This is a genomic window from Paenibacillus sp. FSL R5-0341 (assembly GCF_037975235.1).
In the GTDB taxonomy this organism is placed as follows: Bacteria; Bacillota; Bacilli; order Paenibacillales; family Paenibacillaceae; genus Paenibacillus; species Paenibacillus amylolyticus_A.
In genome coordinates this window covers 5040286-5055238 of the sequence record NZ_CP150241.1, presented here as the reverse complement: position 1 = coordinate 5055238, position 14953 = coordinate 5040286, and the positions used below count along the sequence as shown (strand labels likewise).

Genomic DNA, 14953 nt, shown 5'->3' with positions numbered 1-14953 from the left:
CCGCCCTATTTATATAAGTACGAGGCAGCCGTTTCTGCCTGATCGATGGAAATTAAAAGTTATATAGAATGCCTCGTTTGAGAATTAACACCTACAATGCTAAAGCAACAGAGTTCTCATGCGAACGGCTAGAGACAGATTTAAGGGGGAATTAGTTTTGAGTAAGGTTGGAAGAAATGATTTATGCCCATGCGGAAGTGGGAAAAAATATAAAAAATGTTGTCTGAACAAGGAGTCCTCTGCAGTAGAATCCATACTGGGGATAATATCAACGGAGCAACCGGTTCAGGAAGCCTCCATTCAGCCTGAGAGCAAGCTGACCTTGACCAAGCTAAAAAAAATGGTGGCAAGCGATTTGAAATGGGAGCATCCGGCTCACGAACAACTGGCCCTGGAGACTATTGAGAACATGAGGAAACAATACGAGCCAGAGGTAATTTTGGAAGCTCTGGTGTTATGGAACGGCTACTCCCGTCAGACCCGTCCTACTGTGAAGAAGACAGGCTCGTTCTGTGCTGCAATTGAGTATTTGCTGTCCGAAGAATACGGCTTCAATGTCTCAAAGGCTGAGCTGGCTGATAAATATGAGGTAACGACAGGCACGATCTCCCGGAAGGTTAAGGAGATGAATAGTTACATCGAAGAATACGGCATGGGCGGCGAAACGGACGAGTTATTGATGCTGAACGGTCCAGGCACATCGAAAGATAAAGCAAAGGCTCTGCTATCTAAGGCGATGGAAGTGAGCTCTTCCAAACGGAGAGTACATCTGGCGGAAACAGCGCTGGAGATGTATCCTGACAGCTCTGATGCGAATCTTATTCTAGCTGAGGAATCGGACAATGAGCATGATGCACGATCTTACCTCAAGGAAGGAATCGCTGCTGGTAAACGTGAACTGGGCGAACTTTTCTTTGAGGAGAACAAAGGGGACTTCTGGGGGCTTCATGAGACTCGTCCCTATATCCGGATATGCAAAAGCTATGCCGAATCCTGCTGGTTTGGTGGAGATGCCAAAGAAGCGGCACAAATTCTGGAGCATATTCTAGAGCTTAATACAGAAGATAATACCGGAGCACGTTACCTGCTCGCTGCTGTGTATTTGTACAGCAACCAATTGGAACAGGCAGAGCAGTTGCTCGAGAAGTATGAAAAAGGTGATGCTGCAACTGCCTTTGCCTATGACAAGATTATTCTGGAGTATAAGAAAAACGGAATCACCTCCCAGCTCAAAATGCTGTACCGTGTAGCCCGGGGTGTGAACAAACATGTGCCTGATTACCTGTTGGGTTTGAAACGGCTGCCGCATAACCTCCCTGACTTTGTCGGAATGGGCGACTCCGACGAAGCGATTGAATATGTCATTATGCATTCCCGTTTATGGGCGAGCGCGCCGGATCTGTTGAAGTGGATGCTGAAACAATAGCGTTTTGAAGCAATAGAAGTTGGAATTCATTGGAGGAATCCAGCTTCTATTAGCCGTGATTTCAGTGGACTTCCCATACCTTACGGTGTGGGAGTGAATTTTTTTCATGCTATCTTTTCGTGTTAACCCTTGACTTTAGTACTGCGGTTCATTACAATCAGAAAATAATACGTTGACTATAGTCAATACAAGTCGATTTTTGAACTATATTACTGATTTGATGACGGGACCAAGTACTCCGTGCCCACATGACCAGAGAGGAATCCCCAGGCTGTAAGGATTCTCTTGATGAGCGGACGAATGACTTCCCCGAGAACAGACGGCGAACACAGCAGATATGATCTGTTGACCAGTAGCCGGCCTGCGCAGGACGTGCGTTACACGTAGAGCGGAATATCTGCTTGATCAGAATGCCTTGGGCAAACCTGAATCATCAGAGATCACCTGAACGGCTAAAGTGTCAGGTTTCCGGAATGTGGGTGGTACCACGGGTGAATGTATATTACACAATCTCTCGTCCCTTTGTTCGCTGTATACACAGCGACAGGGCGAGGGATTTTTTTGTTTTATAAGTTGATTTAAAAGAAATACACGAAAACGGAGAGGGCAGAAAAAACCTGTAAAAGCGAAGCGTTCGCCTTTATCACCGGATTTCAACATTATAAAATTAATTAAAAAAATCTGGGGATAACAGCGATTGTAAGGTTGTTCTGCCCGCGCAGTGATCACGTGTAGAATTTTTTTACTTTTAGAGAAAAAAATCAATGCTGGAGGGATCAAGATGGCTTTTCAAAAACCGACTGGAACGCAGGACTTACTGCCTGGAGTTGTCGAGAAATGGCAGTACGTAGAAGAAAAAGCACGAGATCTGTGTCGACGGTTTAATTACCGCGAGATTCGTACACCGATCTTCGAACAGACTTCTTTATTTGTTCGCGGTGTAGGAGAGACTACCGATATCGTTGAGAAAGAAATGTATACCTTTGATGACAAAGGCAATCGCAGCATGACTCTTCGTCCGGAGGGAACAGCGGGTGTTGTCCGTGCGTATGTAGAGAACAAAATCTACGGCGAACCGGATGTGAGCAAGCTCTATTACATCGGTCCGATGTTCCGGTATGAGCGTCCGCAGGCAGGCCGTCAGCGTCAGTTTCACCAGTTTGGTGTAGAAGCCATCGGTGCGCTGGACCCGGCAATTGATGCGGAAGTAATCGCACTTGGCTACCAGTTGTGTGTAGAACTTGGCTTGAAGGATGTCAAAGTGGAAATCAACTCCGTTGGTAACTCGACCAGTCGTGCAGAATACCGCGAGACGTTACTTGGGTTCCTCAGACCGATGAAAGACAGCCTGTGCAAGGACTGCCAGTCCCGCATGGAGCGCAATCCGCTGCGTGTACTCGACTGCAAAGTCGATCAGGACAAATTCGTTGGGGCACCGTCCATACTGGATAGCCTGGATGAAGAGTCTTTGAATCACTTCGCCAAGCTGCAGGCATACCTGGATGATTTCGGAGTGGATTATGCTGTGAACAATCGTCTGGTACGGGGCTTGGATTATTACACACTGACTGCTTTTGAATTAAAAGCCCAAGGGATTGGAGCGATTGATACGGTTGGCGGTGGTGGTCGATACAATGGTCTCGTTGGAGATATCGGCGGACCAGATCAGCCAGGCATCGGCTTCGGTATTGGTCTGGAGCGTATTCAATTGATTCTGGAGCACCAAAACATTGAGGTCACTACGCTGGCTCCACTGGATGTATACTTTGTTGCTCTGGGAGAAGCTGCTGATCGTGAAGTGAACCGTCTGTTGTTCAAACTTCGTCAGTCTGGACTGTCTGGGGAACGTGATTATCTGGGCCGTAAGATGAAAGCACAGATGAAATCAGCTGATCGTTTCAAATCCCGCTATACTGCCATCCTTGGTGATGACGAGCTGGAGCGTGGTGAGATCGCCCTCAAGTCGATGGATACGGGTGAGCAGCAAACTGTGAAGCTCGATGACCTTGTAGCGGCAATTCGCGAAGGTAAATAAGTACGAGTTTGAAACTGTAAAATTGGAACAATTGATCCGGTAAAATTACTGAGGTTCACTAACATTTTCGACTAATCGGAAGTTGGCGAGCCAGAGGTAATATGCCTTTTCGAATACATGGTCTACACGTAACCGGACTGTTGAAGAGCAGGCACTAACTGCCCATACAGAACGGAAATTCACATAATGAGGAGTTTGGTTATGAAAAGAAGTCATCATTGCGGCGCATTAACACCCGCACACATCGGTGAAACAGTAACATTGAACGGTTGGGTTCAGACCCGCCGTGACTTGGGAGGCGTACTCTTCATCGACCTGCGTGATCGCAGCGGGATTGTACAAGTTGTCTTTAACCCGGCTTACTCCGGTGAAGCTCTGCAAATCGCAGATCGCGTACGTAGCGAGTATGTTATCGCTGTAACGGGTAAAGTCGTTAAACGTGATGCAGAAACAGTTAACAAAAACCTGCCTACAGGCGAAATTGAAGTTCAGATTACAGAAATCGAAGTGCTGAACGCAGCTAAAACACCTCCATTCTTCATTGAAGATGGTGTCGAAGTTGATGAATCCCTTCGTTTGAAATATCGTTACCTGGACCTGCGTCGTCCGGAAATGTTCGAAACATTGAAACTGCGTTCCAAAGCATCCAAAGTGTTCCGTGACTACCTGGACGGAGAAGAGTTTGTTGAAGTGGAAACACCGATCCTGACCAAGAGCTCCCCGGAAGGTGCGCGTGATTATCTCGTACCAAGCCGTGTGCATGAAGGTGAATTCTTCGCCTTGCCACAATCCCCACAAATCTACAAACAATTGCTGATGGTGGGTGGCGTTGAGCGTTATTATCAGATCGCTCGCTGTTTCCGGGATGAGGATCTGCGTGCAGACCGTCAACCTGAATTCACTCAAGTCGACATTGAGACTTCCTTCCTGCAACAGGATGACCTGCTGCCAATGATGGAAGAACTGATGGCCAAATTGCTGCGTGAAACGAAAGGGATTGAGCTGGAACTGCCTTTCCAACGCATTACGTATGCAGATGCAATGGGTAAATACGGTTCAGACAAACCAGATCTGCGATTCGGTATGGAACTAGTTGAAATGAACGATATCGTAGCAAACAGTGGTGTGAAAGTATTTGCTTCTGTCATCGAAAAAGGTGGAGAAGTGAAAGTATTGAACGCTAAAGGCTGTGGCACATGGAGTCGTAAAGAGATCGATGATCTTGGACCATTTGCTGCACGTTACGGTGCGAAAGGTCTGGCTTGGATTCAAGTGAAAGACGGCGAGTTCAAAGGGCCAATCGTGAAGTTCTTCACGCCTGAAGAAATCGAAGCTGTCAAAGAACGTACAGGTGCTGAAGATGGCGACTTGCTGCTCTTCTCCGCAGACACCAAAAAAGTGGTTGCTGACGTTCTTGGCGCATTGCGTCTGAAAATCGGCCGTCAACTCGGACTGATCGATGACAGCAAATTCAAATTTGCTTGGGTTGTGGACTTCCCACTCCTCGGATATGATGAAGATGCAAAACGTTATGTGGCAGAACACCATCCGTTCACACGTCCAAAAGACGAAGATGTACATCTGTTCGACACTGATCCGGGTGCAATCCGTGCTCAAGCCTATGACCTTGTTCTCAATGGTTATGAAGTAGGTGGCGGTTCGATGCGTATCTACAAACGTGATGTTCAGGAGAAAATGTTTGCTGCCCTTGGACTCTCTACAGAAGTAGCGAATGAGAAATTCGGCTATCTGTTGGAAGCATTCGAATACGGAACTCCACCACATGGTGGTATTGCCTTTGGTCTGGACCGTCTCGTTATGTTGCTGGCAGGCCGCACGAATCTGCGTGAAACCATTGCCTTCCCGAAAACGGCAAGTGCAACGGATCTGCTCATGAATGCACCTTCCGAAGTGGATGACTCACAATTGGAACAACTTCATATCCGTGTAGCCCGTAAACCGGTAGCGGAAAAGAAATAAAGGAGGCATCGATTCTCAATGCTCCATCAATTTTCAAGAACAGAACTTGCGATCGGACCGGAAGGTCTGGACACGTTGAAGAATAGTACAGTCGCTGTGCTCGGTATTGGCGGCGTAGGTGGAATTGCTGTAGAAGCTCTTGCCCGTAGCGGCGTTGGGCGCATCATTCTGATTGATAAAGACGTCGTGGATATCACCAACATTAACCGCCAGATTCATGCGCTGACCACAACAGTGGGACAGAAAAAAGCGGACCTGATGGTGGAACGTGTGAAGCTGATCAATCCGGAATGTGATGCGATTGCCCTGAATATGTTTTACACGGAAGAAACGTACGAGGAATTGTTCAAATATGAACTGGATTATGTGCTGGATGCATCCGACACGATTATCTACAAAATCCATCTCATTAAAGAGTGCCTGAAACGTAAAATTCCGATGATTTCCAGCATGGGTGCGGCAAATAAAATGGACCCAACGAAATTCCAGGTTGCGGATATTTCGAAAACGACCATGGACCCGATTGCACGTGTTGTACGTACGACACTTCGTAAAGACGGCATCAAAAAAGGCGTGAAAGTGGTCTTCTCGACTGAAAAGCCGATGAAACCACGCGAGGACGTAACACAAAAAATCGTTCCCGAGAATGCTCCGGAAATTCGTAAGGCTAAACAGCCACCTGCGAGTAACTCATTTGTGCCTCCGGTAGCTGGACTGATTATGGTCAGTGTTGCGATTAAGGATTTGTTAGAAATTGCAGAGAACAAGCAGCAGTAACTTGCTACCAACTGAAGAAGCGTGGATGTCGATAAGACATCTGCGCTTTTTTGTGTGGTCATACGACAAAAGACGAAGCGACAGGACGTCAATCGTCTATGATAGCCGAACTGCATCTCTAGATAAATGTCAGAGTTACGTCATGTACTTCAAAGTCAAAACCGTGTATGATATTCACTGCTGCGCGAAATGATGATACATACATAATGAATTTGCAGCTAGAGAGAGGGGAATAGAACGAAATGAAACACGGATGGATGACCAGAAGTCTTGGCATGGAGCCAGGAGACCAGTGGAAGAAGGAAGTTGTGGCGGGAGCCATTTCCTATTTTGCCGTGGTCTATATCGTTATGGTCAATGCTACAATTCTTTCCGATGCCGGGATGCCCTTACAGGCAGCCATGGTTGGAACCCTGCTGACGTCCATTGCAGGCTGTTTGCTCATGGCATTTGGCGGAAAATCACCGATTATCGTTGTACCCGGAATGGGGATTAATGCATTTTTTACGTATACACTCGTACATTCCATGAAATTAAGCTGGCAGGAAGCGCTGGCCGTTGTTACCGTTACAGGTATACTGTTTGCCATTGTTGCGTTTACGTCACTATACAAAATGATCAGCGAAGCGATCCCGAAAAATCTGCAGCATGGCATTACGGTCGGGATTGGTTTGTTTCTGACATTTATCGGTTTGCAAAAAAGTGGAATCGTTATCGCACATCAGACTACGTTTGTCGCGATTGGGCATTTCAATGATCCGAATGTTATTACAGCCTGCGTTACGCTGGTGCTTGCCTTGATTTTATTTATACGAAATGTACAGGGTGGACTTCTCATCAGTATTCTGGTCGGCACAGGCCTTGCCTATGTACTTGGTGCAGTGAACCCGGGTGAATCCGTATCAGCGATGGATGCGCTGCGTCAATACGGCGGCTTGTTTGGCGAATTGTCTTTGATGAAGCTGGCTGATGTCGCGTTCTGGATCGCGGTATTTTTGCTACTGTTGATTGTGGTGTTCGAAAATATCGGATTAATTACGGCTCAGACACAGATGATTGGTCATCCAGAGCGATTCAAAGGAAGTCTGCGTGCCCTATCTATTAGTACCGTGCTGGCAGGGGTGTTCGGAAGCAGTCCTCCAGTTGCTGCAGCTGAGACTACAGCCGGAATTGCGGCAGGCGGTCGCACAGGTTTGACTCCGCTCGTTACAGCCGTGTTATTCGGAGCTACGTTCTTCTTCATCCCGCTGCTCGGTTACATTCCGGACAGTGCGATTGCACCCATTTTGATCATTATTGGTGGCCTGATGGTGCAAGGTGTGAAAGATATGGATTTTGGTGACTTCACAGAGGCATTCCCAGCATTTCTAATCATGGTTATGATTCCATTTACATATAGCATCGTGGACGGTATGGCGTTCGGATTTATTGCGTATCCTCTAGCGAAGCTGGCCGCAGGTCAAGGTAAACAGGTACCTGTAGTCATGTATGGCATCTCCATCCTCTTTTTAGCCAACTTTGTGTTGCATGGAGTTTTGTAATAACAAAAGGCAACGTCATGTAAGTTCATACGTATGATCTCTGGTGAGCAGATGGAGAACGGGAGGAACGGGAATGGAAGAGCAGCAACAAGCAGGGCAGAATGAACCGAAGGTAGGAAAAAAGGGATTTAAGGATTTCGTCAAGCTGATCGCTTCCACGAATCCGCCAAAGCTGATCCTGATTCTGGCCCTCATCTTAACCCTGATTCAAACAACAGCTGGACTGATCGTGCCACTGATGACCAAAGGTCTGATTGATGGACTTACCACTTCGGCATTGAACAAATCTGTAATTTTATTGTTGCTGGGGGCATTTGTGATTCAGGCGATTGCCTCGGGCATTAGCATTTATATGTTAAATTACGCCGGACAACGCGTCGTAGCAACCCTTCGTACCAAGCTATGGAACAAGGTCTTGTCGCTGCGAATGCCGTATTTTGATCGCAATCGTACAGGCGATACGATGAGTCGGATTACCAATGATACAAGCCAGATCATGACATTGATCGCAGATTATCTGGTTTCCTTTGTGTCCAACATCGTTGCTGTTGTGGGTGGAGTGGCATTACTATTTTACTTGGATTGGGTGATGTCGCTCATTATTCTGAGTCTGGTGCCACTTACGCTTCTGATTCTTCTGCCAGTCGGTAAGAAGATGTACAAGATCTCCAAGAAACAACAGGACGAGATGGCAGGTCTTACGTCCGTGCTCAGTCAGGTTATTGGCGAGATCCGCTTGGTCAAAGCCTACGGCACGGAGAAACAGGAAGTGGAAGCAGGGGATTCCCGGATTCGCAAAATGTTTGCTTTTGGCTTGCAGGAAGCACGGATCCTTGCTCTGATCGGTCCCTTGTTTACATTTGTCATGACTGCCGTGCTGGTCGTTATTCTGGGTGTGGGGGGGATGCGCGTAGCGTCTGGACTGTTGTCGCCTGGTGAACTGGTTGCGTTCATTTTGCTGTTGTTCCAGGTCATTATGCCTATGGGACAATTCACGACGTTATACTCTCGTTTGCAAAAAGTCGTAGGTGCAACAGAGCGCATACAAGCGATCCTTGCCGATGAGGAAGAGCCACATGACAGCACCAAGGTAGCTCCAAAAGGAAATGAGACGATTGCATTCCATGATGTACATTTTTCCTATGTTACAGGTGAGGAAGTGCTGCACGGAATCAATCTGACGGTTCCCACACGCAAGGTGACGGCGATTGTCGGCCCAAGCGGTAGCGGGAAATCAACACTGTTTTCTTTGATGGAGCAGTTTTATATGCCCGATTCAGGCCACATTTCATATGGGGGACAAGCCATAACGGATTATTCGTTGGCCTCCTGGCGCAGCAAGATTGGGTATGTATCTCAGGAAAGTCCGCTAATGGCGGGTAGGATCAAAGACAACATCACGTACGGATTGAACCGTGAGGTCACGATGGATGAGATAAGGCGAGCTGCTGAGATGGCCTATTCTGCCGATTTTATCGACAAGCTGCCACAGGGTTATGACACGGAAGTGGGCGAGAGGGGAATCAAGTTATCCGGGGGCCAACGTCAGCGGATTGCTATTGCTCGTGCCTTACTGCGCAGTCCGGATATTCTTATGTTGGATGAAGCGACATCCAGCCTGGACAGTACCTCGGAGTATGAAGTACAACAGGCTTTGTCCAACCTGATGGAAGGCAGAACCACAATTGTTATTGCCCATCGGTTATCTACCGTTGTCGACTCCGATCAAATTGTCGTATTGGAACATGGACATGTTACCGGAACTGGAACTCATGCTGAATTGATCAGCAATCATCCGGTATATCGTGAGTTAGCACAGAAGCAGTTTGTGGCACAGGAAGGAAATGCAGCTACAGTACAAAATGATTAGTAATTCCCATTAATGCAGGGTCTCCGTTATACCCATGAGGTATTTCAACGGAGATCCTTTTTTCTTTTTCTTTAAATTCCTCATATTGACAGTAAGACCAACATAATCTATATTGTGGATACCGACCGTTGGTATGTATAAGGAGGAACTTATGGCCAGAAATAAATACCCTGAGCAGACACTGGACCTGATTCTGGCAGTCTCAACTCAAATGTTTACCGAAAAGGGATATGAAAAGACCAGTATTCAAGACATTATAGATGAATTAGGCATGTCCAAAGGTGCAATATATCATCACTTCAAGTCCAAGGAGGATATCCTTAGTGCAGTGATGGAGAAGGAGCTTGGGCGGGCAGAAGACATGTTTATGGAACTCATCCAGAACACGCATGCTCCGAATGCCAGACAGAAGCTCATCAGTATTTTGGAAAATGTTATCGTTGATCCTGGAATTCAGTCTAACTCAATTGATCAGGTTCTAAGCACTCAGATCAAGAATCCACAGTTTGTATTTGGAGGAATCCGGAAGGGTGTTCTGAAGGATGCTCGAATTATTGCCGACATTATGGAACAGGGCAAGGAGGATGGGTCCATTTCAGTCGAATTTCCTTTGGAGTGTGCCGAAATATTCATGTTACTCGTCAACATTTGGATTAATCCCTTTCTTTTTAGCCGAAATCAGGAACAGACATTGGAGAGACTCAAGTTTCTACAGCACATGATGAAGCTCTTGGGAGCAGATATCGTTAGCGAACGGCTCATTCAGCGAATTACGAATCGGCATGCTAGCACGGGAGGATATGCCGAGGCGGAATAAACATACACCTGATGGTTTGAAATGGAGAGGGAAATGATGTTGAAAAGTAGTGAGCTTGCCATATGCAAGAGCATAGACATTGATCAATCCATTCATGATGTAAAGCTAAATTGGTTGTCAGGAGATATCAGAGTTCTTCCGAGTGTGGATGAACTTATCCACGTCATACAATATGCGGATGCGTGGTTTTCCAAGCGAAGGCTTATGCAAGTTAACATACGAGGGGATACCTTAAGCATTGTGGACGGGAGAAAAAGAAGAGGTCTTGTTGGAATAAATATTGGTAGAACAACATTGGAGATTCAGCTTCCTGATCGGGTTTTTGATCGTATTTTACTAAACTCCATAGGAGGACAACTCCAGTTGAATCACCTTCTGGCCACTCGCTGTCAATGCAAGATAACCTCAGGTCATGTAGATCTATCAGGAAGGATGGAGGAGCTTGAACTGTGCGCAGTGGCATCCGTAGTGAAAGGACAACACCTTAGTGCAGATAAGCTTAATCTTCAATCCAGTTCAGCCAAGATCGACATTTCGGGGGAGTTTAGTCACTTGCAAATTACCACAATAGGCAGAGAATTAAATATGGACTGTCTCAAGATGCCAGAGAGTATGCATTCCGTATCAACAGGGACAAAGGCAGTAGTTTCCATTCCAGATAACGAAGGTTTCCGAATTTTACTTAAAAGAAGATCAGGAGCGTTAAAAAGTGAATTTGATTTGACTCCCCTTCATGGGGACAGCAACGATTTAATACACAAAAGTGGAAAAAGTGAATTCCAAGTGGATATTCGAGGAGGAGCTTTTCATCTGAAATCCAGGAAATGAGACACTGTTCGTGTGTAGTAAAAACAAAGGGGGCAGATATAATGGCTGGTTGGATCGTAGGAATAAGCTTTTCCACCATCGTACTGCTAATCGGGATTTACGGCGCATGGAATAGCAGGCGCAGGCAGACCAGAAACAAGTGGGCATGGTGGTTTATTTTGTTCGGTTGTTGTGCGCTTGTCAGTGCCATCATTAATTATCAATTCAGATAATCTTCATACCTTACAAAAGTAAGCCTACAAAACGGATGTGGCTTTCAATTGCCCTATGTGATATAGTAAGTATCCTTTTGTATTGCCAGATCTAGGCGATGCAGAGCAAAACATATTCTTAGGAGGTAACTGAAACATGTCAGACAGCTTTCAAAGTGCCTATCAAGAAGAAGAGTACAGGTTAGAGCGAACGATGGAGGAAGTGGACAGTCAGCTGGAGCGACTGCAAAATATTCCGGTATACACCGGCCACGACTTCACAGAACAAGTGCTGGAAGCTGGACGCGAAGAGCGCCGCACCGCCTTGTCCAAGAGCGCGCAGCAACCCTATTTCGGACGCTTGGATTTCGAAGAACAGGGCAGTGGTGCACGGAAACCGCTGTATATTGGCAAAATCGGCGTAGACCGCGAAGAGGTGGGAGAGCATCCGCTCGTCATCGACTGGCGTGCTCCTGTCGCCAGCCTGTTTTACTCATTTACGGGAGGCGAAGCCTCCGCTACGTATGAAGCCCCGGAAGGGCTTATCGAAGGTCTGGTGTACCTGAAACGAAACGTTGTCATTCGGCAGCGGATATTGGAACGTGTGGCGGATACATACAACCGTGACAGCGACCAGCCAGCAGTATCTGATGAATTCCTCGTTTATCGTCTGGGAGAGAACAAGGATAACAAACTGCGTGACATCGTATCTACGATTCAGGCGGAGCAGGATCTGATTATTCGTGCGGCGAGAAACACCGCATTGATCATTCAGGGTGTAGCCGGATCCGGGAAAACAACGGTTGCCCTGCATCGGCTTGCCTTTTTGCTGTATCAGTACAAGGAGCAGGTATCTGCGGAGAAAATGGTTATTTTTGCCCCCAACCACATGTTCCTGGATTACATCTCGGATGTGCTCCCGGAACTCGGAGTAGGGGACATTCAGCAGCGGACATTCCCGGACTGGGCGATGAACCTGCTGGGGCTGGAGATGCCTTTGGCGGATACGTCGGATACATTGAACACTTGGTTTGAAACACCAGATGCACGTCCTGAATTGAATGATGATGTACCTGGACGTTACAAAGGATCGATCCGCTTCATGGAGCTTATTCGTGAGTGGCTGTCGGGCATGGAAGAAGAATCCGTGCCGGATATGGACTTTAGTCCATGGGATGGTAAGGTGCTCAGCAAGACGGAGATTGAGAACTGGTTCGGTGAGGAGTACAAGCATTATCCGCTGGCCAAACGAAAAGAGCGGGTCATGGCGCGGGTTCACCGCTGGATTGAGATGGAACTCAAGAAACCGATGCCAGAAGCTGTTCGCAAAGAACGCAAGAAGAAAGCAGCAACTCGTGAGAAGGCCTATGCCAAAAAATGGCCTCAATATGAGCCGCTTACGTTATACAAACAGCTGTTCAAAGCTGCAAAGGGTGGCTCTGTGCCAGCCTCGCTCAGCGGGCTTATTCCAAAACTAGTCATGAAACAAACCGCAGCAGATCTGAAACAGGATATCGTCCGTGAAGAGGATCTGCCTGCATTGGTATACATTCATACACTGGTCCATGATATTGAGGGTTCGGAGCGATTCGACCATATTGTGATCGATGAAGCGCAGGATTTTTCACCTTTCCATGTGGCGTTATTGGATCGTTTCGTCAAAGGGCATTCCTTCACCATACTGGGTGACTTGTCCCAAGGGATTCATGAGTACCGTGGTGTTCATGCGTGGGAAGAGATGAGTTCTCTGTTTCCAGAGGAACAGAATGCATACTTTGCATTGACCCGAAGTTATCGTTCGACGATGGAAATTATCGATTATGCCAATACGATTCTGGAACGTGGCGTCAAGAGCGGAATTACGGCGATTCCTGTTTTTCGTAGTGGTGATCCGGTTCGGACGTTGGCTTATGGAGGCGAAGGTAGGACGGCAAGTCTGGAGCAGGCTTTGAAGGTGTTAACCGTTAAAGACTACCGAACTGTCTCTATCCTGACCCGTACCCTGCATGAAGCAGAGGAACTTCACCGTGACCTACAGAGCGCAGGCTGGGATCTGAACCTGATCGATGGCGGCAAAAAGCAGTACACGGGTGGACACTCTGTTTTACCTGTCTATCTGTCCAAAGGGTTGGAGTTTGATGCCGTTATTGTGGCAGACGTAGATCAGAAGCATTATTTGCCGAATGCAGGTGATGCTAAGCTGTTGTACGTTGGTTGTACAAGGGCCTTGCACGAATTGTGGTTGTTCCACGAGGGTGATTTGCCAGAATACGCGGCTGCAACACATAATCCCGACGGCGAGCCTGTAACCATTCAAGGTTGGCCTGAGCTCGGGTAAATAAATTTGCTTATACAACAAAAGGCATAGCGTTCATGGGAAAGTCCCATAAGCGCATGCCTTTTTGCTTTTGTGCGAGAATTGCTTAATTCTCCGTGAAAGAACGATGAAGAAGTTCAGGATTACGTTACGCTATTTCTCAATCTGGACGAGCGACGGTTCACCAGGAATATGCCGACACCAATGAATAAACCACCTGCCAATGCAAACCACTGGACTTGCTCTCCCAGCAAAAACCAACTCGACATTACACCAAAGAACGGTGCCAGGAACAGATAGGAACTGGTTTGGCCTGGGTCACTATTCTGCAGCAGATAAAACCAGAGTGAGAACTGGATGATGGAGCAAACAAGCGTTAACCAGAGCAGCACCATAACCGAGGTGGTATTCACTATAAGGTGAGGCTGTTCCGTGCATAGGCTCAGTAGAAGAAGCACAGAACCTCCAGCGAGCATCTGATAGGCAGTTAAGACAAAAGTATCGTAGCCATCGCCCCAGCGTTTGATAAGCAATGTGGACACGGCAAAGGAGACCGCACCACCAAATCCAATCCAGGTTCCAGGGCTAAAACTCATCTGCCATCCAAAGGTTAACATAATCCCCATGAAACCGAGCATAACACCGATCCACTGACTGAAGCGGTAGGTCACTCTATATAAGAGAGCACTGAGGATAATGACCAGTAGCGGGTTGGTAAATGTAATAATGGCGGATTCGCCAGATGTAATCCAGTTCATGCTGTAGTAGGCGCAGCCCATCACTCCTGCCGATTGGAACAGGCCAATGAGGGTTATTTTCAACCATGACTGCCATCCATTAGGCAAAGGACGTTTACGAAGGAACAAGGCCATCAAGCCACCTGCCAGCATATAACGTATGCCCATGAGCAGGAAAGGTGGAGCATATAACATGCCGATCTTGCCGACTGGAAAAGAAGTTCCCATGATTAACGTTGTCAAAATGATCAAAATTGTATACTTCAAGGGTTGAATGGTGCGTGTACTTGTGATCAGAGCAACTCTATTTTTCCAGTATGTCATGTTGAACACTCCTTATCATCATCCAGTCAGATGACTGGTTTGGGATCTACATGAATTGTAGTCCGGTTTACATATGAAGTATAATGATTGGTAATGAAGTGGATATCATT

At 46.9% G+C, this 14953-nt stretch carries 11 protein-coding genes; 10 read left to right on the top strand and 1 reads right to left on the bottom strand.

All coding sequences use genetic code 11. The annotated features are described in order from the left end of the window. Nucleotides 1-157 precede the first annotated feature (157 nt). The 10 genes from MKX75_RS22650 (at nucleotide 158) to MKX75_RS22605 (ending at nucleotide 13803) form a co-directional block, all read left to right on the top strand. Nucleotides 158-1426 (top strand): SEC-C metal-binding domain-containing protein, encoded by a 1269-nt coding sequence (locus MKX75_RS22650; protein WP_339166939.1) that lies wholly within the window; start codon nucleotides 158-160, stop codon nucleotides 1424-1426. 781 nt (nucleotides 1427-2207) lie between these two features. Beyond that, the gene (gene hisS, locus MKX75_RS22645; protein WP_017686789.1) at nucleotides 2208-3461 is read left to right on the top strand and encodes a histidine--tRNA ligase; all 1254 of its coding nucleotides are present in this window, start codon (nucleotides 2208-2210) and stop codon (nucleotides 3459-3461) included. Nucleotides 3462-3662: 201 nt separating this feature from the next. Further along, nucleotides 3663-5441 (top strand): aspartate--tRNA ligase, encoded by a 1779-nt coding sequence (gene aspS, locus MKX75_RS22640; protein WP_036616911.1) that lies wholly within the window; start codon nucleotides 3663-3665, stop codon nucleotides 5439-5441. An 18-nt stretch (nucleotides 5442-5459) separates the two neighbouring features. Next, complete coding sequence (locus MKX75_RS22635) at nucleotides 5460-6218, top strand: tRNA threonylcarbamoyladenosine dehydratase (RefSeq protein WP_076320351.1); 759 nt, start codon at nucleotides 5460-5462, stop codon at nucleotides 6216-6218. A gap of 242 nt (nucleotides 6219-6460) precedes the next feature. Next, nucleotides 6461-7759, top strand: coding sequence for an NCS2 family permease (locus MKX75_RS22630; protein WP_339166937.1), 1299 nt, complete (start codon nucleotides 6461-6463; stop codon nucleotides 7757-7759). 73 nt (nucleotides 7760-7832) lie between these two features. Then, nucleotides 7833-9629 carry an ABC transporter ATP-binding protein gene (locus MKX75_RS22625; RefSeq protein WP_339166936.1) on the top strand — a complete coding sequence of 599 codons (1797 nt, stop codon included), beginning with the start codon at nucleotides 7833-7835 and terminating at the stop codon, nucleotides 9627-9629. A 151-nt stretch (nucleotides 9630-9780) separates the two neighbouring features. After that, on the top strand, nucleotides 9781-10446 hold the full coding sequence (locus tag MKX75_RS22620; protein WP_339166935.1) for a TetR/AcrR family transcriptional regulator: 666 nt from the start codon (nucleotides 9781-9783) through the stop codon (nucleotides 10444-10446). 33 nt (nucleotides 10447-10479) lie between these two features. Next, nucleotides 10480-11274, top strand: a complete 795-nt coding sequence (locus tag MKX75_RS22615; RefSeq protein WP_339166934.1) for a DUF4097 family beta strand repeat-containing protein — start codon at nucleotides 10480-10482, stop codon at nucleotides 11272-11274. A gap of 41 nt (nucleotides 11275-11315) precedes the next feature. After that, a complete protein-coding gene (locus MKX75_RS22610; RefSeq protein ID WP_186333724.1) occupies nucleotides 11316-11486 on the top strand; it encodes a hypothetical protein in 171 nt (56 codons plus the stop codon). A gap of 136 nt (nucleotides 11487-11622) precedes the next feature. After that, nucleotides 11623-13803 carry a UvrD-helicase domain-containing protein gene (locus tag MKX75_RS22605; RefSeq protein WP_339166933.1) on the top strand — a complete coding sequence of 727 codons (2181 nt, stop codon included), beginning with the start codon at nucleotides 11623-11625 and terminating at the stop codon, nucleotides 13801-13803. Nucleotides 13804-13925: 122 nt separating this feature from the next. On the opposite strand, the gene MKX75_RS22600 is transcribed toward MKX75_RS22605, so the two are convergent. Continuing rightward, nucleotides 13926-14843, bottom strand: a complete 918-nt coding sequence (locus tag MKX75_RS22600) for an EamA family transporter (protein WP_339166931.1) — start codon at nucleotides 14841-14843, stop codon at nucleotides 13926-13928. Nucleotides 14844-14953: the final 110 nt, after the last annotated feature.

What these genes read in the sequence shown, in the direction of transcription:
- MKX75_RS22630 (WP_339166937.1), top strand. Translation starts at nt 6,461, where the DNA reads ATGAAACACGGATGGATGACCAGAAGTCTTGGCATGGAGCCAGGAGAC.
- MKX75_RS22620 (WP_339166935.1), top strand. Translation starts at nt 9,781, where the DNA reads ATGGCCAGAAATAAATACCCTGAGCAGACACTGGACCTGATTCTGGCA.
- hisS (WP_017686789.1), top strand. Translation starts at nt 2,208, where the DNA reads ATGGCTTTTCAAAAACCGACTGGAACGCAGGACTTACTGCCTGGAGTT.
- MKX75_RS22615 (WP_339166934.1), top strand. Translation starts at nt 10,480, where the DNA reads ATGATGTTGAAAAGTAGTGAGCTTGCCATATGCAAGAGCATAGACATT.
- MKX75_RS22600 (WP_339166931.1), bottom strand. Translation starts at nt 14,843, where the DNA reads ATGACATACTGGAAAAATAGAGTTGCTCTGATCACAAGTACACGCACC.
- MKX75_RS22605 (WP_339166933.1), top strand. Translation starts at nt 11,623, where the DNA reads ATGTCAGACAGCTTTCAAAGTGCCTATCAAGAAGAAGAGTACAGGTTA.
- MKX75_RS22635 (WP_076320351.1), top strand. Translation starts at nt 5,460, where the DNA reads ATGCTCCATCAATTTTCAAGAACAGAACTTGCGATCGGACCGGAAGGT.
- aspS (WP_036616911.1), top strand. Translation starts at nt 3,663, where the DNA reads ATGAAAAGAAGTCATCATTGCGGCGCATTAACACCCGCACACATCGGT.
- MKX75_RS22625 (WP_339166936.1), top strand. Translation starts at nt 7,833, where the DNA reads ATGGAAGAGCAGCAACAAGCAGGGCAGAATGAACCGAAGGTAGGAAAA.
- MKX75_RS22610 (WP_186333724.1), top strand. Translation starts at nt 11,316, where the DNA reads ATGGCTGGTTGGATCGTAGGAATAAGCTTTTCCACCATCGTACTGCTA.